This is a genomic window from Deltaproteobacteria bacterium HGW-Deltaproteobacteria-6, assembly GCA_002840435.1.
Taxonomy (GTDB): Bacteria; Desulfobacterota; Syntrophia; order Syntrophales; family Smithellaceae; genus UBA8904.
In genome coordinates this window covers 429,303-449,855 of record PHAT01000001.1, presented here as the reverse complement: position 1 = coordinate 449,855, position 20,553 = coordinate 429,303, and the positions used below count along the sequence as shown (strand labels likewise).

General features: G+C 50.3%; 21 protein-coding genes. 10 read left to right on the top strand and 11 right to left on the bottom strand.

Going from position 1 to position 20,553, the window contains the following annotated elements; translation table 11 throughout:
- Positions 1-16: 16 nt before the first annotated feature.
- The gene (locus tag CVU71_01985; protein PKN20580.1) at positions 17-1,312 is read right to left on the bottom strand and encodes an adenylosuccinate lyase; all 1,296 of its coding nucleotides are present in this window, start codon (positions 1,310-1,312) and stop codon (positions 17-19) included.
- Positions 1,313-1,578: 266 nt separating this feature from the next.
- Here CVU71_01985 and CVU71_01980 point away from each other — a divergent pair, with 266 nt between their 5' ends.
- From CVU71_01980 to CVU71_01940, 9 genes are all read left to right on the top strand, one after another.
- Positions 1,579-2,064 (top strand): hypothetical protein, encoded by a 486-nt coding sequence (locus CVU71_01980; GenBank protein ID PKN20579.1) that lies wholly within the window; start codon positions 1,579-1,581, stop codon positions 2,062-2,064.
- Between the two features lie 72 nt (positions 2,065-2,136).
- Positions 2,137-3,342, top strand: coding sequence for a lytic transglycosylase (locus CVU71_01975; GenBank protein ID PKN20578.1), 1,206 nt, complete (start codon positions 2,137-2,139; stop codon positions 3,340-3,342).
- Positions 3,343-3,493: 151 nt separating this feature from the next.
- Positions 3,494-3,952, top strand: a complete 459-nt coding sequence (locus CVU71_01970; protein ID PKN20577.1) for a hypothetical protein — start codon at positions 3,494-3,496, stop codon at positions 3,950-3,952.
- Positions 3,953-3,961: 9 nt separating this feature from the next.
- Complete coding sequence (locus CVU71_01965) at positions 3,962-4,867, top strand: quinolinate synthase (GenBank protein ID PKN20576.1); 906 nt, start codon at positions 3,962-3,964, stop codon at positions 4,865-4,867.
- Positions 4,868-4,878: 11 nt separating this feature from the next.
- Positions 4,879-6,000 carry a homoserine O-acetyltransferase gene (locus CVU71_01960; GenBank protein PKN20575.1) on the top strand — a complete coding sequence of 374 codons (1,122 nt, stop codon included), beginning with the start codon at positions 4,879-4,881 and terminating at the stop codon, positions 5,998-6,000.
- Positions 6,001-6,017: 17 nt separating this feature from the next.
- A complete protein-coding gene (gene metW, locus CVU71_01955; GenBank protein PKN20574.1) occupies positions 6,018-6,596 on the top strand; it encodes a methionine biosynthesis protein MetW in 579 nt (192 codons plus the stop codon).
- Positions 6,571-6,990, top strand: coding sequence for a reactive intermediate/imine deaminase (locus CVU71_01950; GenBank protein ID PKN20573.1), 420 nt, complete (start codon positions 6,571-6,573; stop codon positions 6,988-6,990). The genes metW and CVU71_01950 overlap by 26 nt, the downstream gene beginning before the upstream one ends.
- Positions 6,991-6,992: 2 nt before the next feature.
- Positions 6,993-7,427 (top strand): MOSC domain-containing protein, encoded by a 435-nt coding sequence (locus CVU71_01945; GenBank protein PKN20572.1) that lies wholly within the window; start codon positions 6,993-6,995, stop codon positions 7,425-7,427.
- 198 nt (positions 7,428-7,625) lie between these two features.
- Positions 7,626-8,885: a dihydropyrimidine dehydrogenase gene (locus CVU71_01940; GenBank protein PKN21040.1), complete on the top strand. Its 1,260-nt coding sequence runs from the start codon at positions 7,626-7,628 to the stop codon at positions 8,883-8,885.
- Positions 8,886-9,115: 230 nt separating this feature from the next.
- On the opposite strand, the gene CVU71_01935 is transcribed toward CVU71_01940, so the two are convergent.
- Positions 9,116-11,140, bottom strand: a complete 2,025-nt coding sequence (locus CVU71_01935) for a hypothetical protein (protein ID PKN20571.1) — start codon at positions 11,138-11,140, stop codon at positions 9,116-9,118.
- A gap of 203 nt (positions 11,141-11,343) precedes the next feature.
- Here CVU71_01935 and CVU71_01930 point away from each other — a divergent pair, with 203 nt between their 5' ends.
- On the top strand, positions 11,344-12,651 hold the full coding sequence (locus CVU71_01930) for a 4-hydroxybutyrate--acetyl-CoA CoA transferase (protein PKN20570.1): 1,308 nt from the start codon (positions 11,344-11,346) through the stop codon (positions 12,649-12,651).
- 63 nt (positions 12,652-12,714) lie between these two features.
- Here CVU71_01930 and CVU71_01925 read toward each other — a convergent pair whose 3' ends face one another.
- From CVU71_01925 to CVU71_01885, 9 genes are all read right to left on the bottom strand, one after another.
- Positions 12,715-13,032: a hypothetical protein gene (locus CVU71_01925; protein PKN20569.1), complete on the bottom strand. Its 318-nt coding sequence runs from the start codon at positions 13,030-13,032 to the stop codon at positions 12,715-12,717.
- A 172-nt stretch (positions 13,033-13,204) separates the two neighbouring features.
- Complete coding sequence (locus tag CVU71_01920) at positions 13,205-13,576, bottom strand: FMN-binding protein (protein PKN20568.1); 372 nt, start codon at positions 13,574-13,576, stop codon at positions 13,205-13,207.
- Between the two features lie 38 nt (positions 13,577-13,614).
- Positions 13,615-13,971 (bottom strand): nuclear transport factor 2 family protein, encoded by a 357-nt coding sequence (locus CVU71_01915; GenBank protein ID PKN20567.1) that lies wholly within the window; start codon positions 13,969-13,971, stop codon positions 13,615-13,617.
- A 91-nt stretch (positions 13,972-14,062) separates the two neighbouring features.
- Positions 14,063-14,767, bottom strand: coding sequence for a hypothetical protein (locus CVU71_01910; protein ID PKN20566.1), 705 nt, complete (start codon positions 14,765-14,767; stop codon positions 14,063-14,065).
- 448 nt (positions 14,768-15,215) lie between these two features.
- Entirely contained in the window at positions 15,216-15,614 is a 399-nt protein-coding gene (locus CVU71_01905) for a VapC toxin family PIN domain ribonuclease (protein PKN20565.1), read from the bottom strand.
- Entirely contained in the window at positions 15,614-15,841 is a 228-nt protein-coding gene (locus CVU71_01900; protein PKN20564.1) for an AbrB/MazE/SpoVT family DNA-binding domain-containing protein, read from the bottom strand. Before CVU71_01900 ends, CVU71_01905 begins: the two co-directional genes overlap by 1 nt.
- Positions 15,842-15,958: 117 nt before the next feature.
- Positions 15,959-17,152, bottom strand: a complete 1,194-nt coding sequence (locus CVU71_01895) for a response regulator (protein ID PKN21039.1) — start codon at positions 17,150-17,152, stop codon at positions 15,959-15,961.
- 26 nt (positions 17,153-17,178) lie between these two features.
- Positions 17,179-18,210 carry a chemotaxis response regulator protein-glutamate methylesterase gene (locus tag CVU71_01890; protein ID PKN21038.1) on the bottom strand — a complete coding sequence of 344 codons (1,032 nt, stop codon included), beginning with the start codon at positions 18,208-18,210 and terminating at the stop codon, positions 17,179-17,181.
- A 5-nt stretch (positions 18,211-18,215) separates the two neighbouring features.
- Positions 18,216-20,549, bottom strand: coding sequence for a hybrid sensor histidine kinase/response regulator (locus CVU71_01885; GenBank protein PKN21037.1), 2,334 nt, complete (start codon positions 20,547-20,549; stop codon positions 18,216-18,218).
- Positions 20,550-20,553: the final 4 nt, after the last annotated feature.

Below are 20,553 nucleotides of genomic sequence, written 5' to 3'. Positions count from 1 at the left end.
GGCCTGATGTTTCTCTTTATTTTCCGAAAACCCGGTTAAAGATAAAATCCAGGTTCTTTAAAAAATTATTGACGTTAAAAATACCATCCAGATCTTTTTCCTTCAGAAACTTTTGAACCGTCTCGTCCGCGGCCAGGAGTTTTCTGAATTCGATGCCTTCCATCCAGGATTTCATCGCGTTTTTCTGGACAATGGCGTAGGCGTCTTCGCGCGTCGTCCCTTTTTCGATGAGGGACAGGAGCACCATTTGCGAGAAAATCACACCGTGCGTCATATTCAGATTGGCCAGCATGCGTTCCGGATAAACAACCAGTTTATCGATCATTCCGGTAAACCGCCCCAACATGAAATCCAGAACAATGGTCGCGTCCGGTCCGATGACTCTTTCTACTGAAGAGTGGCTGATATCGCGTTCATGCCAGAGGGCAACATCTTCCAGAGCCGCGACAGCATATGAACGAACCAGCCTGGCCAGACCCGAGATATTCTCCGAAAGGACGGGATTGCGTTTGTGCGGCATGGCCGAAGAGCCTTTCTGTCCGGGAGAAAAATATTCCTCCGCTTCCCGTACTTCCGTTCTTTGCAGCAGGCGGATTTCCTGAGCAAACTTATCCAGCGAGGATGCGATAATCGCCAGTGTGGCAAAAAATTCCGCATGACGGTCGCGCTGCACAATCTGTGAGGATACAGGCGCCGGCTTCAAACCCAGCTTTTCACAAACATATTCTTCGACAAACGGATCAATAAAAGAAAAGGTGCCGACCGCTCCCGCTATTTTCCCGTAGCTTACCGTTTCTTTGGCACGAATAAGACGCTCCCGATTGCGCTCCATTTCCTGATACCACAAAGCCATTTTCAGGCCAAAGGTAATCGGTTCGGCATGGATGCCGTGTGACCGGCCGATCATTAAAGTATTTTTATGTTCAAAAGCTTTCTTTTTCAGTATCGGCAGCAGTTGATCAAGATCGGCAATCAATATTTCCGCCGCTTCTTTGAGTTGTATGGCCAGCGCTGTATCCAGAACATCGGATGACGTGAGGCCCATGTGAATAAAACGGCCGTCCTCGCCTATTTTTTCCGTGAGGGACGTTACAAAAGCGATGACGTCGTGCTTGGTGACTGTTTCAATTTCATCAATCCGGGCAACGTTGATGACCGCCTTTGCTTTAATTGTCTCGACAGCCTCAGCCGGAACCTTACCCAGCTTAACCATCGCTTCACACGCTGCCACTTCCACATCCAGCCATTTCTGATATTTATTTTCCTGGCTCCAGATCGCCGTCATTTTTTCTCTTGAATATCTCGGGATCACAATCTTCTCCTGTTTATGTTTTTTAACTGTCCGGTCTTCACAGTTTCAGGGCATGTTTATTATGAGATGAACCTATCCGTCAAGCTATAATATAGGCATGACCTCCGCAACGTTTTCAACAAATTTGCCTCAAATTAAACATTTCATCTTCTTCGGATTTGCCCTCGTTTTTATTCCTCTCATTGACAATTGTTTTCCTTTTTGCCTATAATCCGACCATGAAATAAATAATTATTTCCTGAAAATATTTTCAAGGAGACCCTGTCATGAAACAAGCCGTAATTTGCATATTTGCCGTTTATTGCCTTCTGGGCTTTACGCCTGCCGTATTCGCCGGCGATGGGACTGGCGCACCATCAGATAAAAGTGTCGTCGACTCCGCAAAAGACACGGCCAAAGAGGTGAAAGAAGGAACCGTTCAAGGATACAAGGAAAGCAAGGACGCCGTTGTCCGCGATGCCAAAGCGATGAAAGAAGACGTCCCCAAAGGTTTGAAAGAAGCAAAAGACTCGGTTGTTCAACAGTCCAAAGACATTAAAAAAGAAACCGTTAAAGTCTATAAAGAAACCAAGGAAGCAATTGTACGGGATGCAAAGGCGTTGAAAGAGGAAATCCCCAAAGGTTTAAAAGAAGCGAAAGATGCGGCCGTTCAACAGTCGAAAGACGTCAAAGAAGGCGCAACCAGGGAACTTAAAGAAATCCGTGATGGCGTGACCTCTCCTGCGGCAAAGCCAAAACCTGCTAACAACTGATAAACGGCAATATTTCTCCGGGGAGGATCTATTTTGAGGACATTATTCCACAGGCTGTTTACATTATTTCTATTGTTCATTACCATTCCAGCCTGTGCGCCAACGGGTGAGACCCTGAATAAAGCGCCGCAATCCGCCGCCGCCGCGCAGGTCAGCCAGCCACAGATTAAGACCTCACAGGCCGTTTTGCAGGCCAGCCAGCCTCAAACCAAAGCACCGCCATCCGCCGGACAGACCATCCTTGAAGCAATCAGAATCACAGAGCCGCTCAGCTTTTGCGGCGAACCGGTACCGCTCGCCAACCCTGATATAAAAGAAAGACTGGAAAGAGAAATGTTGTTGTCTCTGGATAACAGCGACGACATTATCCTCTGGTTGAAACGCGCCAACCGCTACTTTCCGGAAATTGAAAGAGTCTTGAAAGCCAATGCACTGCCTGACGATCTGAAATACATCTCCATCGCGGAAAGCTCTCTGCGGCCGCTGGCCTTCTCCAACAAAGGAGCCGCAGGATACTGGCAGTTTATCGAAAGCACGGGCGCCAGATACGGCCTGGAAATCTCGAATGACATCGACGAAAGAAGGAATGTTTATAAAGCAACGCAAGCGGCCGTAAAATACCTCAAAAAACTTCACGTTCTCTTTGATTCCTGGACGCTGGCCGCCGCCGCTTACAACATGGGTGAAGACGGTTTGAAATCCGAAATTCTGGTGCAGAAAGTAAATAACTATTATGATCTTTACTTAAACCAGGAAACACAGAGATATGTTTTCCGGATACTGGCGGCAAAGATCATCATGTCCAATCCGGCAAAATTCGGTTATGTCCTGTCCGAAGATGATCTTTATTTACCCAGACAATTTGATACGGTGGAAATAAAAGCCGGTCAACCCGTTCCCCTTCATGTCATCGCGCAGGCGGCCAATACGTATTTCAAGGTCATTAAAGATCTCAATCCGCACATCAAGTACTATCATCTTCCCGCGGGCACCCATCAGATCCATATCCCCCGGGAGTCGGCAACCGGTTTTGCCGAACGCTACAATAAGCTCATGACCGAATGGCTTGTCCTGAAAAACAACTCTGTTTATACCGTCAAAAAAGGAGACAGCCTGGCAGGCATTGCCGCCCGTTTCAAAATCCCTTTGAAAGCTCTCATGATCTGGAACAAGATCAGCAACGGCAAAAAAGTTGCGCCCGGTGACAAATTATATATTTTCTCCGACCAGCTGAAATCAGCCGGCAACTCGGACGATTCGGTTAATCCATCGCCTTAAAACATCAAAACCCCTTCCCAAGAATGCTTCTCTTCTTTTCCATGTATAATTCTTGACAAATTTCAATTTCTGCCTTAATTACTAGCAATAGAATAGTGTTTGGTCGATCTCTTCCTGATCATGAATATTAAGCTTTAAAGAGCATGTAATTATGAAACTATCGACCCGGTCACGCTACGGTGTGCGGATGATGATTGCTCTGGCCGCAGCCGGAGGCGGCAAGTCCGTTTTTCTCAAGGACATCGCCGCCGGTGAAGACATATCGGAAAAATATCTGAGTTTGATCGTCATCCCTTTAAGGGCATCCGGACTCATTCGATCTATCCGGGGCGCCTGCGGCGGTTATGTCTTGGCCAGGGATCCGAAAGATATTTCGCTGTGCGACATTGTAGAGGCGGTGGAAGGAGAAATATGCCTGGTAAACTGTGTAAAAGATCCTGCCATCTGCCCGAGAACACCTGTCTGCCCGGCCCGAGATACCTGGGCCGAGCTCAGCAATACGATTAGAAAAGCGATGGCCGCCGTAACCCTCGCGAATCTGGTTTCCGGCCGGGAAGCCAAAAAAGACATCACCCGGCCTGTCTCCGGACAAATCAAAAAAAGAAAATAAGAGAACTGCATGGACATCACAAATAAAATAAAACAATTGAAAAAAGAAAAGAACGCCATCATTCTGGCGCACAACTATCAACTGCCCGAAGTTCAGGATATTGCCGACTTCGTCGGCGACTCTCTCGGACTGAGCATAACAGCCGCCAACACTGACGCGGATGTGATTGTATTTTGCGGCGTTCACTTCATGGCGGAAACGGCAAAGATTCTTTCACCTGCCAAAACCGTTTTGCTGCCCGACCCCAAGGCCGGCTGCCCGATGGCTGATATGATTGATGCGGAGGGCCTCCAGGCTCTCCAGGCAGAACATCCGCGGGCGGCGACGTTGTGCTATGTCAACACGACCGCTTCCGTCAAAGCGCATTGCGATTACTGCTGCACATCGGGCAACGCCCTGAAAATGGTTCAACATATTCTGAAAAGCCATGACGAGATTATTTTCGTCCCTGACAAGTATCTGGCTCAATATGTGTCGGCGCAAGTCGGCCGCAAATTTATCATGTGGGAGGGTTTTTGCCCGACACACGCCCGGATTCTGCCGGAAGATATTATGCGAGCCCGCGGGCTTCACCCCCAGGCCAAAGTGTTGGTTCATCCGGAATGCACGCCGGAATTGACCAGGTTGGCCGACGTGGTTGCCTCGACGGAAAAAATGTGCCACTATGTCCATGATAATGAAGCGACTGAATTCATCATCGGCACGGAAATAGGCATTATCCACCGCATGCAGAAAGAAAATCCGTCGAAATATTTTTATCCGGCATCCGAGAAGGCAAGCTGCCCGAACATGAAACGGATCAATCTGGAAAAAATACTCTGGTCCCTTACAGACATGGATTATGAGATTACCGTTCCTGAAGAAACAATGAATCAGGCCAGGGGCGCAATAGAAAGAATGCTGGAAATTGTTTGAAAGATAGTTTTATGAAAAAAGATTCGTTAGGCGTTATCCATACACAATACTTTACTTTTGCCGAACCGCCCCATCCGTTGCAGCTCAAGTCGGGACGCAGCATCGGTCCCGTTACGATTGCCTATGAAACATACGGCAAGCTCAACGCAGCCAAATCCAATGCCATCCTGGTTTGCCACGCCCTTTCCGGCGACGCGCACGCGGCGGGCATTTCCGCCGACGACAAAACCCCCGGCTGGTGGGACGGCCTGATCGGCCCGGGAAAAGCGCTCGACACCCATCAATACTTCGTGATCTGCTCCAATGTGATCGGCGGCTGCAAAGGCAGCACCGGACCCTCTTCGATCAATCCCGAAACGGGCAAACCCTACGCGCTGGATTTTCCCATGATTACGATTGCCGACATGGTGGAAGCCCAGCGTCATTTAATTGATTTTTTCGGCATAGAAAAACTCCTGTGCGTCATCGGCGGCTCAATGGGCGGCATGCAGACACTGCAATGGGCGTCAGCCTATCCCGACCGCGTGCTCGCCGCCATTCCGGTTGCCACGGCGCTCAAGCATTCACCGCAGCAGATTGCCTTTAATGAAGTCATCCGGCAGTCGATCATGGCCGATCCGGCCTGGCGCAAGGGTTTTTATTATGAGCACGGCCAGCCGGAAAACGGTCTGGCGGTGGCGCGCATGATCGGTCACATCACCTTCATGAGCGATCAGTCCATGGAAGAAAAATTTTCGCGCCGGCTGAAAAACGACAACCTCAGCTTTCAGTTTACCGATGACTTCGAGGTGGAAGGTTATCTGCGATACCGCGGCTACAATTTTGTCAAACGCTTTGACGCAAATTCCTATCTCTATATTACCAAGGCGCTTGACTATTTTGATCTCTCCGGCGTTCATTTCATTCCGGATGTCAAAAAAACCGCGGTCCGGTTTCTGGTTATTTCCTTCAAAACCGACTGGCTTTATCCTTCGTATCAGTCGCAGGATATCGTTCGCGCGTTAAAACGAAAACATGCCTTCACCACTTATTTTGATCTGATATCGACTTACGGCCACGATGCATTCCTGATTGAGATAGACGATGAAGCAAGATTGATTAAGAATTTCCTGGCCAATATTCATCAACCCTGAAAGAAACGACTGAACAAATGAAACCTGATCATCAAATCATTACGGATATTATCCATGAAGGAGCTCATGTACTGGATCTGGGCTGCGGCGACGGAGAACTGCTTTCCCTTTTACGGCAGCATAAAAAAGCCTTGGTGCAGGGCATCGAACTTGATGAAGAGCAGATGCACACCTGCGTGGAAAACGGATTAACGGTTCTGCAGGGCGATATTGAAAGCGGTCTGGCGGATTATCCCGACCAGTCTTTTGATTATGTCATTCTCAATCAGATCATGCAGGAAATTAAAAAAGCGGATTATGTGATTCAGGAATCACTCCGCCTGGGACATAAGGTCATTGTGGGTTTTCCCAATTTCGCGCATCTCTCGGCGCGCTGGACTCTTTTCTTCTCCGGTAAAACGCCGATCAATGAAGCGCTGCCCTATTACTGGTTTGAAACACCCAACATCCGTTTCCTGACCATCAGTGACTTTATCGACTACTGCGAGAAGAAGAACATTCATATCGAGCAGCGGTACTATCTCGGCAAAAAAGGCCGGATTTCTTTTTTGCCTAATCTGCTGGCGCAAAATGCCATTTTTGTCCTTACCAAATAACACAGGAGGCCCCGTGGAAAAGAAAATAATCACATCCATCAAACTGCCCGTCGCCGGACCCTATTCACTGGCCGTGGAAGCAAACGGGCTTATTTTCATATCAGGGCAACTGCCGATTAATCCCGCGACCGGTGAAATCGTTATGGATATCAGGCCCGCTGCCCGCCAGGTATTGGCCAATCTTCAAACCCTGCTTGAAGAAAACGGCTTGTCGCTGAATAATGTTGTAAAGACCACCATCTTTCTAAAAAACATGGACGACTTCGCCGTCGTCAATGAGCTTTATGCCGGATTTTTCACCACTCTGCCGCCCGCTCGTTCAACTGTTGAAGTGTCGGCTCTGCCCAAAGGCGTGCCCCTGGAAATTGAAGCCGTCGCCGTGAGGAGTTTATAACCATGGGCAGGATTCTATCCGTTAATATCAGTGAGAAAAAAGGCGAGAAAAAGCACAACATCTCGGCCTGCCGCGCCGTCATCAATCAGGGATTGGAAAACGACGCCCATATCGGTATGGCCATTCGCCAGATCAGTCTGCTTGCGCAGGAAAGTATCGAAAAAATCCGGCAAAAGGGATTGAATGTCAATTATGGGGACTTTGCCGAGAATCTGACAACACAGGGCATCGAGCTTTACACCTTGCCGGTGGGGACGAAACTTCAAGCAGGCCCTGATGTCCTGCTGGAAGTCACGCAAATCGGAAAGACCTGCCTGACGCCGTGTGCGATCTATCATGCCGTGGGCGATTGCGTGATGCCCAAGGAAGGAATCTTCGTCCGCGTTTTATCGGAAGGCACCATTTCCGTCGGAGATGAAATTAAAGTCATCGACTGATCCCTTCAATAAATAATGATTCAGGACGATTTTAAACGCCTGTCCAATCCTCTCTAAGCCTCCTTTCTAAAAAAAGGGATGAAGAAATATTCCAAATATTTTTCCCCTGCACCGATTCTCACTATCCTGATGATTTCTGCGATTTCTGCAGGCAGCGAATACAAAATCGCGCTTGAAAGCGCGCAGGTTTTGGCTTATATGATTCATGAACTCATTAAGGATGTGATCACAGTGCTTCATCAGATATCATCGCGTTGTTTAAAATGCAAGGTTCCCCAGTGCCGGAAAAACTGCCCCGTATCCACGCCCATACCCGATGTCATGAGGCTTTTTGAAGAGGAAAAGGAGCAGGAAGCTTCGGAAATGCTGTTTGCCAATAATCCGTTGTCCGCCATATGTTCCATCGTCTGCCCGCATGAGCGCAACTGCTGCGGCCATTGCGTGCTGGGCAAAAAATCCGATCCGGTGGAATTCTTCAAAATAGAACAGTATCTCTCCGGAAAATATCTCAACGAATACACCCCCCCGGTCATCGATAAGAAAAACATCCGCGTGGCGGTAATCGGCTCAGGCCCCGCCGGAATAACGATGAGCATTCTTCTGTCTTTGAAAGGCTTTCAGGTCACGCTGATGGAAGCCCGCGACAAGATGGGCGGAGTTTTGAGATACGGCATTCCCGAATTCAGACTCCCCAGAGAAATTGTCTCACGATACGAACCTATTTTAAGCGCGCTCGGTGTCCGGTTCAAGCCGAACACCTTTATCGGCTCCTCCATAACCCTTGACGATATGTTTATCGATGGCTACAAGGCCGTCTTTATCGCCGTCGGTACGGCAAAACCCAACAAGCTTGGCCTGCTGGGTGAAACCCTCGGCAATGTTTATTATGCAATCGACTATCTTAAAAGCCCCGAAGCCTACCATCTGGGCAAAAACGTTGTGGTGGTGGGAGCGGGGAATGTTGCCCTTGACGCCGCGAGAATTGCGACCCGGCATATCGGCCCCGACAGCAGTGTTACGGTAATCAACAGTCTGCCGGAAGAAGCCATGACGGGCAACAAGCGCGAAATTGCCGACGCGGTTGAGGAAGGCGTCCTGTTTATCCATCTTCTGCAGGCTATTAAGCTCGAAGAGGACGGCGTGAAATGTGTTGCCGTCACAGCCGAAAAAACGGAGAAGGGATTCATCTGCGAGGAAGATTTTACCCGCGTCCGGAAGGTTCCCGCCGATTCGATTATCCTTGCCATTGGCCAGGGACCGCAGGGAGCGGTAATGACCGACAGCAATGTTGCGAAAACAAAAAGCGGCCTGGTGAACGCCGATGAAAACGGCCATACCTCTTCACCCGGCGTGTTCGCGGCGGGCGATATCGTTACCGGTCCTAAAACGGTTGTTGAGGCGGTGGCCTTTGCCAGGAAGGTTGCCGATGAAATTGAAAAATACTGTCTGGAAAATTGAAATCCTTCCCGGAAAATAATAAGGTATTAAGATTCCTCATCCCGACTTTATCGGGATTCGGAATGACAATTGTTACAATTACGACACAGTCTGGAAGGCTAGAATCCGGTAAATGGTTGATAACACCGGATACCGGCTCGTGTGCCCTCGCGTGACCTTCAGGTCATCAGGGTATTCGCCGGCATGACATCATTTGCTGGTTTTGTGTCGTTATGCAAAGGTCTCTATTTTTATACTTTGGCGCGGGAAACCGTATGCATGAGCCTGCTTGCGGCTGAATTCAGCTGATCCGTAACGGCCTTGAACTGCGAAAGCGTACTGGACAGCCGTCCTGCCCCATGATTCAACTCCGCCATGGCGTCGCTGATTTGCCGGGAGCCCAGCGATTGGAAATGCATGCCTTCGTTCACTTTATCAAATTCCGGACTGAGATTAGCTACCTTGATAATAACCTGCGAGAGTTGCATCGTGGCGTCGCTTGCCGACCGCACTCCGTGAGTCACCCCTTCCCGGAAACGGTCCATCTCTTTGACGCCGTCTTCGACGGATGCCTGCATTTCACTGATAATGTCGGAGATATCCAGCGTCGAGATCGCCGTTTCATTGGCCAGCCGTCCGATTTCACGGGCGACGACGGAAAAGCCCCTGCCGTACTCGCCTGCTTTTTCCGCTTCGATGGCGGCATTCAGGGACAGGAGATTCGTCTGATCCGATATTTTTGTAATCGTCGCAATAATGCTGTCGACACTTTCGGCCTTCTGGTGCATCAACGCGAGCTTCTCTGAAATAACATCCGTTCCCTTGGAAAGCGTTTGCATGGCGCCCTGCAAACCGGAAAGGCTTGCCTGTCCTAAATTGGCCAGCCGGGATGCTTCTTCGGCGGCATTCTTGACCCCGTCCATGGTTCTGGCCAGTTCCTGGGATGTCGCTGAAATCTGCGTTGAAGAAACGCCTACCTGCGCCACGTTTCCTTCGAACCCTTTCATCGCCTCTTCCTGCTGGCTGGAAGCCATTACAATAGAGGCGGCGATTTCATTGAGGGTATCGACGGCCTCTCTTATTCTGATTGTCTGCTCGCGAATACTGCCTGTCATGTTATTGATTGACCGGCTTAAAATACCCACTTCGTTCATGCTTTCACCCGCGTCTATTTGAACACGAAGATCGCCGTGCGCTATGCTGTTGGTAGCTCCCGTAACGTTATCCATTGGTTTGGTGATAAGGGTTCTTGTCAGAAAATAAACCAGCAGGGTTACCGCAATGGCAATGAGAAGCATGCTGATGAAGGTTTTGGTCAGGACGGCAAATATCCCGGCCAGGATATCATCATATTCCCGGCAAAAGATAATATACCAGCTGTCCTCCATATGAAACTGCGCCGTTGTTAATTTTTCAACATAATAGGCTTTAAGACGGCCGTCGAAGCTTGACAAAAAATAGGACTCACCGGCGCCGATTTTGTCCAGCACGGGTTTGATGGAATCCCGGGCTTTATCATTCAGGATTAAGTTCTTCTGAGGGTGCGAAATAATTCTGCCGTCTTCATCGGTCATCACCAGGTAGCCGGTTGTGCCGATGGCCGAGTTTGCAACGAAATACTCGGTAAAATAATCCATTCTCGGGGCAACGATGGTTGCGCCGATGATCTCACCGTTGTGTTCAATGGGAGCCGCGACGACAAAGATGGGATTGCCCCGCAGGAGGCTGGGATAGACCTCGCTGATGTAATAAGGCTTCCCCGAAAAAACCGCTTTGATATAACTGAAGTCGGGGCCGCATTTCCCGATCGTTTTGCCGCCCACCGTATCGATAAAAAAATTTCCATTTCCGATCATCTTCTTTTCGCCCTGAACATCAACGGGTATCGTCCGGCCTTCGGCAAGCCTGAGTGCCAGGGGAATATTTTCATAATAGGGGTAGCGCGATTGCCTTTCCAGAAGGTATTTCTGCGCAACCGCTCTTTTTTGCTCATCCAGAGGCGACAGGCAGGCATCAATAACCCGGGGATCCCGGGCGATCGTCTGGGCCGTGCGAATCTGCTCCTCCAGCCATCTGATCAGGGCCTGGTTTGTCTTTTTAGCGATTACCTCGGAGAGTTCAAGATTGGTTTTCATCGCTTCCGGTTTGCCCAGGTGATACACGAAAAGCGAGAATATTATGAAAAGCAAAGAAATAACGGGAATGAGCAAAAGAAGATATTGAGTGGAAATTTTACAGGAATTGTATTTCCTGATCAACGAGCGCAACACCGACATATTGATTCATCCACATGTAATTATTTTGCTGCCAACTTTCTTCTTCCGATACATTATTACCAATAATTAATCAACTATTTCGACAAACTGAGCGACAAAATATCGTAAGGCCTTCCTCCGGGATCTGCGGGTCTGATTATTTTGCTTGAAAGGATTAACCGGGCGCGATACCATGCATTACATTCAGCGGGAGACCTCTCAAGATGAGCGAATACTCTGATCAGTACAGGGCAAAACTGACAACCATCGAAAATGCGGCAACCATTGTTAAAGATGGAGACACGCTGGTCCACGGCGTGACGATTGCCGAACCACCGGGCATGCTTTCGGCCATTGCTGAACGCGCAAGAACCGGTTACCTGAGCCGCATCAAAGTTTACACATTCAACGCCCAGCAACATTTTGCCCGGACTCTGGGCAGTCCGGACATTGCCGATGTCGTTGATTCATACAGCTGGTTTGTGAGCGAAGCCTCCAGAAACATGGTCCAGGTCGGTCTGACACAATTCATCCCCGCCTATCTCCATCAGGTGCCGAAAATAGTGATGGAAACCATGGACGTCGATATTGCCGTAGCAACCGTGTCCCGGATGAATGAAGACGGCTATTTCAGTTTCGGACCCTGCAACGGCTACTTGTCCGTGATGGCCACACTCTGCAAAACGTTGATTGTCGAAGTGAATGAGAACATGCCTTTCGTTTACGGCGATGCCATGATTCATATTTCCGACGTATCGATCATTGTGGAAAACACCGTCCCTCTGCTGGAATTGTTACCCCTGCAGCCGAATCCCCTGGACCCGGTGATCGGAAAAATCGTTGCCGAATATGTGCCGGACAGGGCGGTTATCCAACTGGGCATCGGCACCCTGCCCAACGCGATCGCGCCCTATCTGGAAAACCACAAAGATCTGGGCATCCACACGGAACTTCTCTGTCCCGGCATGGTCGATCTGATTAAAAAAGGCGTCATTACCGGAGCGCATAAGAACGTCCACACCGGCAAACATATTTTTTCTCTGGCCTACGGCGGTAAAGAGACCTTTCAGTATATGGATCGAGATAAAAGCTTTGAAAATTATCCCAGCTCCTATGTCATGAATCCCGGCGTCATTGCCCAGAACCACCAGATGACGGCCATTAACGCCATCCTCCAGATTGACCTGCTGGGACAGTGCAATGCCGAATATCTGGAGGGACGTCAATACAGCGGCACAGGCGGACAACTCGATTTTGTCCGGGGGGCTTACGACGCGCCTGACGGCAAAGCCATCCTCGTTTTATACTCCACGGCAAAAAACGAGGAAGTATCGCGCATCGTCAGTCAGTTTCCGGCGGGAACCATGGTCACAACGCCCCGCAATGACGTGCATTACATCGCCACGGAATACGGCATTGTCAACCTGAAGGGAAAATCAACACGGGCACGGGCGCTGGCCCTGATCAGTATCGCCCATCCCAAATTCCGGGATGAGCTCATGCGGGAAGCCGAAAATATGGCGCTGATGTAAGGTTGATGTTCTTATAATCGTGCGGATCAGCGGCATCTGAAAGCCCTCCGCTTCCCTGCCCCCTCATCTGAAAATAATAGGTATAACGATGGCCGCCACAATGGCAATCCCCGTGATAATTAATGCCAGCATTATAAACCGGTGAGGCACAAAAGAAACAGGTTGGGGTTTTCCGGATATTTTATCATTGATCCGTTTCATCAACATGCTCTTCGCGGCGAGCACCCTGATAACGGAGGCTATGAAAAAAGCACCGGCAAACAACCCGAAAGCCGCAAAAAGAAAAACGCCATTGTCGCTAAGCGTAAAAGCCAGAAAGCTCATGTAGAAACTCGACAAGGAACAAATCCCTGATACAATGATGACAGCCCATTCCCGCATGAGTAATATCTCCATACTCGGGTATTGTTTTATCAAACGAAAAGCCGAAGCAGAACGGATGAGGGGACCGCTATTGGCTGTCTCACCGTTCGCTCACAGTCTGACCCTGATCTGCATTATCACATGGCGGCCAAAGTCTTGGAACTGTATGGTACAGATGATCCACCCGCCTTCACCAGGTTTGAGTGGCCGAATCAATGGTGACAGCCAGGGTGGCTCGCATCCAGCTGAACTTTAATTTCATGAAATCAAAATCAGGTCCGGAGGTTATGAAGGCCGCCTTCCCCTTGATCAGAAAACCCGCGCCTGCTCCGTGCAGGCCTTTAACCTTGCTGCTTCCCAGCGTAATCAGCACATTCGGATTCTGAGCAATGTTAGCCTCTGTCTTATGCATGTAACCAGCGGGAATAAACAATCGCCCGTCTGATGATACTCTGATGTAGCTGTTCCAGGTGTTGACCATATGCGGACCATCATTTCCCAATGTCGCAATGGCAACAACCCCATCCTGTTTCATAATTTCCAGCAGTTTTTCCGGGATCATCGTGGCACCTCCTCCTGTTTTCTGGTTTGTAGTTTCTTCTACTCGCCATGGGCATGAGATTCAACCACCAATCCACGCTCGTCAAACGCGAAGAACTCAGCGCAAAGCTTGCCACCGACCCCTCTGTAATGAATGACAGCACTCTGCACTCCCTTGAAAACAGCGATGAATTCAAAATGCAAAGCAGGCTGCGCGGCAAGCGCCTTGACCCAATACGCCCGAACAGCCTGTTTGGAGTTCAGTTTTCCGCCGGAACCGGGAATGAGCTTTGCCAGCTTGGGAGAAGAAAATTTGAGAGATTCATCATAGTGCGCCATAATGCGTTCAATGTCATGACTGTTCCACGCCTCAATCCACTCAGAAACAAACTCTTTATAAAACTTGCTATCGAGCATGATTCACCTCATTCTTAAGCTCCTAAGGAAAAGTTGAGCCGGAGCAGCTCAGTGGGTTACGATCGCTTTAGCGCCCGGTTAAACTAATTAATTAAGTTACCTCTAAAACATGGTTGAAGAACGGTTTGTAAACAATTATCTTTTCAAATATATTAGTCTGAATATTTTCAAAATGTTCAACTTGTATTTCTTGCTCTTGAGCAGGATTAGCGGCATTAACGACAACCAACAACCAGTATGCATCGCAATTTTTATACTTCTTTGCCTTTCCCTCTTTAGCTTTGACAATACCAATTAACCGATTTCTTGATATTACAGGAACATCATAAACCTGCACAATCCTCCATTTTGCGTCGGGATATTCATTTGCATTCAGATAGACAAAAGAGAGTTCCGGAATCGACTTGAAAACATTAATCGGTATTTGTCCAGTTTCACGCTTTTCTATATTTATTGCAAGTTGGATAATATCTTGTATTAGAATCTTTTGATCTCGTATTGGATTTGCCTTATTAAACCCAAATGAGATTTCAAATTTCTTTCTATTCTCTGATTGAAAGCGTTGATGCGCAAGAGAAATAACTTTTTCTCTCAATCGTTTTTGAGATTGTTCGCTTTCTGGAAGTGACCCTTCTTCAAGGAAGAAATTTGTAATTTCTATACCAACGCGCTTTGCGCCGTTTAGAATTACGTCAGGCGCATCAGTGTAAGTTATCGTTCCCGCAGGCAAGGGATAAATCTCCCTGAACATCTCAAAATAGTATTTTTCAACGTCTTGATTCGATAGTCTTTTCATATTTAGTTAACCGTGTGATAGACGGAATATGTGCTACCATATCAGATCATACAGATGGAACGATTTTCCGCTTATTTTGATATTAAACTATGAAACATGGAATAATGACGAGATTGTTTTCCATTTATTACAATTCGCTTTGTCACATTCCACTTATTGCAATATGGAAGAGAAAACATGGAAAATGAACCGAAGTTCCACCCGAATCCCAGGCTGAAATTAATAGATCAAGTTAGAGAGGTCCTTCGATATTACCAATAGGCCTATCGCACAGAGCAGACCTGTTGTCAATAGATGTTGCATCATATCAACTGCTTTGGCGGTATTTCTACAATTTACTTCACATCCCGGATTGCTTACGGCATGGCTTTAACGCAAAGTGGATGGCCATCATGGAGAAGTCGTCCTCCAGAATGTCCTGGCGTGACATACTAGCAGATACCAAATCCTACACCCAGTTTTCCACATGTAAATCAGGCACACGCGCAAATTCACCGGTGTTATTGCTAACAAGGATCAGAGGAATGCTGCGGGCATGGGCGGCAATCAACATATCCATTGATCCGATCAGCTTGCCTGTTTTTTCCAGATGGGATCGAATGTCGCCATAGTGAATAGCCGCCTGATCATCAAACGGCAGAATCTCAAAAGGGGATAGAAAAGCAAGCAGCGCATTGCGGTTTTGATCCGGCCTGCTGCTTTTGGCCGCACCATATTCTAGTTCGGCAACTGTGATGGAAGATACCGCCACATCGCCGATGGAGCATTTTTTAAGGCGGTTAAAAACTTTTACCGGCTGTTTTTTGATAATGTAAATACAGGCGTCCGTATCCAGAAGATAGCGCATTACAGATCCTTCCTTTTCTGAACAGGCGGTTGAACGCGTTTCGAGAGATAATCGGCGGTAAAATCATGAACGCTGCTGATGAGCATTTCCCATGGATTATCCTTTGGCAAAAGCACCACGGAACGGCCGATTTTCTGAACATACACTTCCGTTCCTTCAAAATTGTATTCCTTAGGCAGGCGCACGGCCTGACTGCTGCCGTTTTTAAACAATTTGGCTATATTCATCTTCTTTTGCCTCCACGTCTTTCGTCTATACTAGTTAGTATAGACGGCAAGCCCGAAAAGTCAACAGGAATAATTGGATTGTCAGCGGCAATGCCATTTTTCCCTGGCCGCTCTACTCTACGCAAAGTGGATGGCCATCATGGAGAAGTCGTCCTCCAGAATATCCTGGCCGTGATAAGCCTGCATCTTCCGATACAGGGCATCAATATCTTCGCCTTTATTCAGCCTGTTTTCGAGCAAGTAGCCGCCCAGTTCCTCCAGTGTCCACATCTTGACGCCGGGAGCATCCACTTCGTAAACGCCGTCGGAGAAAACGTAAAGATGAGCGCCGGCAGGTACGCTTACGGCATCTCCCTTGTAGAGGCTCTCGGGAAGGCCGCCGATGAACATATTGTTCGTAAACAGGTGGGTCATCTTCCCCTCTTTCGAAACAAGGAACGCCGGCGGATGGCCGCCGCTGGCAAAGCTAAGCTTGCGGGTGCTTCGGTTGAAGACACCGTACCAGATCGTGAAATAGAGGTTGTTGTGGTGTTCCATGAGAAACGCGTCGTTCAGCGCGGCCAGCACCTTTTCGGGAATCCGAAAATCCGTATTCGGAAGCGTCTGGGAACGGATGGCGTTGAAGGCCGATACGGACAGCAGGGCTGAACCGACTCCGTGGCCGCAGACATCCAGTAAATACACGGCAAAGTTGTCCTCATCAATCCAGTGATAGCCGAAGCTGTCACCGCCTAACTGGGCACTCGGGAAAAAGCGCCAGGCCGTTTTGATGTTTCCTTCGGGAATGGGTTCAGGCATGAGCGAGACTACATAATCCGCCGCCTGGGCCAGCTCCGTGGCCAGTGCCTGCCGGCTGGCTAAAAGAGCGGCGTAGGCTTCATTCCTCTGAAGAAGGTTGATATAGCCCTGCGAATGGTAACGGATTCGGGCAATCAGTTCAATCCGGTCGGGAAGCTTGACCATATAGTCATTTGCTCCCAGGGCAAACGCGTCCGCCTTGGTTTCAGCCTCTTCTTTGGAAGACAGGACGATCAGAGGAACATCCTTAAGCTGGGACTGAACCCGGAAGAACTTTACCAGAGTCAGGCCGTCAATATCCGGCATGATGAGATCCTGGAGAATAACCGTCGGTTTAAATTCGATGGCGGTCGGGATGGCTTGCGTGGGGTCCTGGCAAAATTCAAAGACGATATCCGTTTCCGGTTCGAGCATCCTTTTTACCGCCACACCGACAATGGCCTGATCATCGATGAGCAGAACTTTGATTTTATGCGCCGTAAGGTCCGCCGCAGGGCTCCTGCCCGCAGACATGGCGGTGTTTTGTGTTTCTTTTTCGGTCATAGAACAATTCCTTTGCTGATGGGTATTTTTTTCATAATGGCTCCGGCGATCATTTCCAGAGGCAGGATTTCCACCGCGCCCCCCAGCTCCACTGCCGCCGCCGGCATGCCGTAAACAATCGAAGTCTTTTCATCCTGGACGATGGTATGCCAGCCTGCTTTGCGCAATCCCGCCAGGCCTTCCCCGCCGTCCCGTCCCATCCCGGTGAGAAGAACCGCCACATCTTTCCGGGGCCAGTTCTTCCGGAGGCTTTCAAAGAAGGTGTTGACGGACGGACGATAGGGATAATCGCGCGGATCAGCCGTATAGTGGAAAGCGCGATCGTCTCCCAGGACAAGGTGATCGTTTGTCCCCGCAACCAGCACGACGCCGGCTTCGGGCCGCATCCCCTCGCGGGCAAGCGCCACCTTAAGCGGTGTTTGAGAGTCCAGCCATTGGGCCAGGCCCTGCGCAAACTGGAGATCGACATGCTGGCAGATGATGAAGGCGGCATCCAGACCGGTAGGAAGACCGGACAGGATTTTTGCCAGAGCCTTGGGTCCTCCCGTTGAAGAACCGATGGCCACCAGAGGCGGCAGGCGATCCGACTTTGACAAGACAGCGGGAGCAGTAGCCGGCGCCGGCTGCGTCACGTTTCCGAGAAGTTTGGCCATCGTTGATATTTTTTTGAGCAGGGCGTCCGCGCCTTCCACAAGACCGTTGGGATGGAGAGTAGGCGTGGCAATGGCGTCCAGCGCCCCGCAGCCCATCGCTTCAAACACTTTTCCCGCCTGTTTCACGATGGAATCGGACAGAATCAGGATGGGGCATGGCGTTTCAGCCATGACATCACAGATAAGCCTGGCGCCGTTCATGTTGGCCAGCTCCAGATCGACAAGCAGGATGTCCGGCGGATTACGCCGGCATTTCCGGATAACATCACCCCCGTTGTCAGTTGACCAGACAACCTTACAGTCTGTTTCCTGAATGATGATCTGCTGAATTGTTTTCAGGGCAATGGCGTCATGGTGAGCCATGGCAATTTTCAGGATCATCAGGGGCCTCCGATCAGGTCGCGCACGGCCGTCAGCAGGCTTTCGTCATGAAAGCTGCCTTTCGTGAGGTAATAGTTGGCTCCGGCTTCCAGCCCGCGCAGCCTGTCTTCTTCACGGTCTTTATAGGAGACAATCATGACCGGCATTTCCCTGAGGAGCGGATCGGTCTTGACCGTCCGGACAAGATCGATGCCGTTCATGCGGGGCATATCAACGTCGGAGATAAGCAAATCAAAGGATTCTGTTTTCAGTGTATTCCAGCCGTCCACGCCGTCCACGGCTGTTGTAACTTCATAGCCGGCGTTATCCAGGAGTCTGCGCTCCACTTCACGCACGGTCAGAGAATCATCGACGATCAGCACCCGCTTCTTTCCGGCCTGTAGGGCCTGGCGGCTCTTGCCGATTTTCTGGAGCTTGCCTGTGGTCAGGAGCTGGTGAATGGACCGGACCAGATCGTCCACGTCGAAGATCACGACCGGCGAACCGTCATCCAGAATGGCGCCGGCGCTGACGTTGGGAATCTTTCCCAGACGGCTGTCCAGCGGGCGGACAACAAGGTTTTCTTCGCCGATGACATCGTCAACCACCAGGCCGTAGCGATTCAGGCGGTCGCTGATGATGACGACTGAAAATCGGCCCGACGGGGCGGAAGCCTGCGGCAGTTGAAAAAGCTGACGGGCATCGAGAATGCCCACATGCTCCCCGTCCAGCGTACAATACGGGCGGTCTTCAATTTCCTTGATATCGGCATGGGTAAGAGACAAAACCCGATCGATGCGCGACAGCGGCAATGCATAGGGTTCATCGGCAATGGAAAGGAGCAGTGTCCGCAAAACCGAAAGGGTCAGCGGCAGCTGGAGATGGAAACGGGCGCCATGACCGGCTTCCGCATCAACACGCACGGTGCCGCCCACCTCATGGGCCATATTGAACACAACATCCAGACCGACGCCCCGCCCGGAAATTTCCGTTACGGCTTTGGCTGTAGAGAACCCGGGCAAAAACAGGAATTCGAACAATTCAGCCCGGCTCAGGCTCCCGGCCATATCCGGCGTGACATACCCCTTTTCGACCACCTTGCCCCGGAGGTCTTCCGGATTAATTCCCCGGCCGTCATCGGCTAGTGTGATGTTCAGCATTCCCGCTACATGCCTGGCTTCCAGGATGATGGTTCCTTCAGCGGCTTTTCCGGCCTGCTGTCTTTCCAAAGGTGTCTCCATGCCGTGGTCAATGGCGTTGCGGATGAGGTGCGACAGCGGAGCTTCCAATCTTTCCAGAATATCCCGGTCAACCGGGGTTGCGGCGCCGGCAATCTCGAATTTTATCTGCTTTCCCGTTTCCCGGGCCAGGTCTCTGACCATCCGGGAAAAACCGTGAAGACCGTCGGAAAAAGGCACCATCCGGCTGCTGATGACTTCGTTGTACAGGCGATGAGCCAGATGCTCCAGACGGCGGGAGAAACGCTCGAATCTTACAATATCCTGGGAAATCGTCTGCTGGGCGGCGGCAGCGCGGATCAGTGATTCCTTAAGGTTTTCCTCATGGACGCCGTCGGTGTCTTTCACCCGGGATTCCAGGGAAAGCTGGAGGGGTTTCTCCAGTTCAACAATGTCCTTCTTCAGGGTCAGAAGACTTTGATAGACCGTTTTGACGGATTGCGCCTGGACAAGGCATTCCCCGGCCAGGGCCATAAGGCGATTCATGTTTTCCGCCCTGACACGCACCAGCCCCCCTTCTCCCTGATCCTGTGTGCGGCGATTGCGAACGGCCGGCGGCGCGATTGAAGGCCCCGCAGAGGCAACGTCCTGAATGGAAGCATCGGGCGTTGGCTGCGGCACAGGTTTTTGGGAAATGACGGTCGGGGCGGCAACAGATGGAACACAAGGCGCTGCCGGGACGGTTTTCATCTCCGCTGCTACGGCCGCAACTGGGGGAGGTGTTGCCTGAACCGCTTCGGGCGGCGCGGACAGAAACTCCCGCAGCTGACCTGCCATAACCTGAATTTCATCGGTTCCTTTTTCCAGAGCAGCCGGCAGTTCACTGATATCCAGGCTGGCAAGGCCTGCAAAAAAATCGTTTCCCTTCAAGAGCCGGTCTACCGCATCGGGCGTCAGAGGCCTTTTCCCCTGCTGAGCGGCGGACAACACGTCCTCCATGGCATGGGCAAGGGTGACGGCCGTATTCAAACCCACAATCCGGGCGGCGCCCTTGATGGAGTGAGCGGCCCGCATGAGCGGTTCTATCCGCCCGGGTGTCTGGTCCCGTTCCGCCGTAACCAGCCCCGACTCCAGCGTCCGGGTGTTGGTCGTAAGCTCCACGCGGAACAAATCCAGCATG

What these genes read in the sequence shown, in the direction of transcription:
- CVU71_01915 (PKN20567.1), bottom strand. Translation starts at nt 13,971, where the DNA reads ATGCTCGATAGCAAGTTTTATAAAGAGTTTGTTTCTGAGTGGATTGAG.
- CVU71_01900 (PKN20564.1), bottom strand. Translation starts at nt 15,841, where the DNA reads ATGAATATAGCCAAATTGTTTAAAAACGGCAGCAGTCAGGCCGTGCGC.
- metW (PKN20574.1), top strand. Translation starts at nt 6,018, where the DNA reads ATGAAACCTGATCATCAAATCATTACGGATATTATCCATGAAGGAGCT.
- CVU71_01940 (PKN21040.1), top strand. Translation starts at nt 7,626, where the DNA reads ATGATTCATGAACTCATTAAGGATGTGATCACAGTGCTTCATCAGATA.
- CVU71_01910 (PKN20566.1), bottom strand. Translation starts at nt 14,767, where the DNA reads ATGAAAAGACTATCGAATCAAGACGTTGAAAAATACTATTTTGAGATG.
- CVU71_01930 (PKN20570.1), top strand. Translation starts at nt 11,344, where the DNA reads ATGAGCGAATACTCTGATCAGTACAGGGCAAAACTGACAACCATCGAA.
- CVU71_01920 (PKN20568.1), bottom strand. Translation starts at nt 13,576, where the DNA reads ATGATCCCGGAAAAACTGCTGGAAATTATGAAACAGGATGGGGTTGTT.
- CVU71_01945 (PKN20572.1), top strand. Translation starts at nt 6,993, where the DNA reads ATGGGCAGGATTCTATCCGTTAATATCAGTGAGAAAAAAGGCGAGAAA.
- CVU71_01970 (PKN20577.1), top strand. Translation starts at nt 3,494, where the DNA reads ATGAAACTATCGACCCGGTCACGCTACGGTGTGCGGATGATGATTGCT.
- CVU71_01960 (PKN20575.1), top strand. Translation starts at nt 4,879, where the DNA reads ATGAAAAAAGATTCGTTAGGCGTTATCCATACACAATACTTTACTTTT.
- CVU71_01895 (PKN21039.1), bottom strand. Translation starts at nt 17,152, where the DNA reads ATGTCTGCGGGCAGGAGCCCTGCGGCGGACCTTACGGCGCATAAAATC.
- CVU71_01965 (PKN20576.1), top strand. Translation starts at nt 3,962, where the DNA reads ATGGACATCACAAATAAAATAAAACAATTGAAAAAAGAAAAGAACGCC.
- CVU71_01925 (PKN20569.1), bottom strand. Translation starts at nt 13,032, where the DNA reads ATGCGGGAATGGGCTGTCATCATTGTATCAGGGATTTGTTCCTTGTCG.
- CVU71_01935 (PKN20571.1), bottom strand. Translation starts at nt 11,140, where the DNA reads ATGTCGGTGTTGCGCTCGTTGATCAGGAAATACAATTCCTGTAAAATT.
- CVU71_01980 (PKN20579.1), top strand. Translation starts at nt 1,579, where the DNA reads ATGAAACAAGCCGTAATTTGCATATTTGCCGTTTATTGCCTTCTGGGC.
- CVU71_01950 (PKN20573.1), top strand. Translation starts at nt 6,571, where the DNA reads ATGCCATTTTTGTCCTTACCAAATAACACAGGAGGCCCCGTGGAAAAG.
- CVU71_01905 (PKN20565.1), bottom strand. Translation starts at nt 15,614, where the DNA reads ATGCGCTATCTTCTGGATACGGACGCCTGTATTTACATTATCAAAAAA.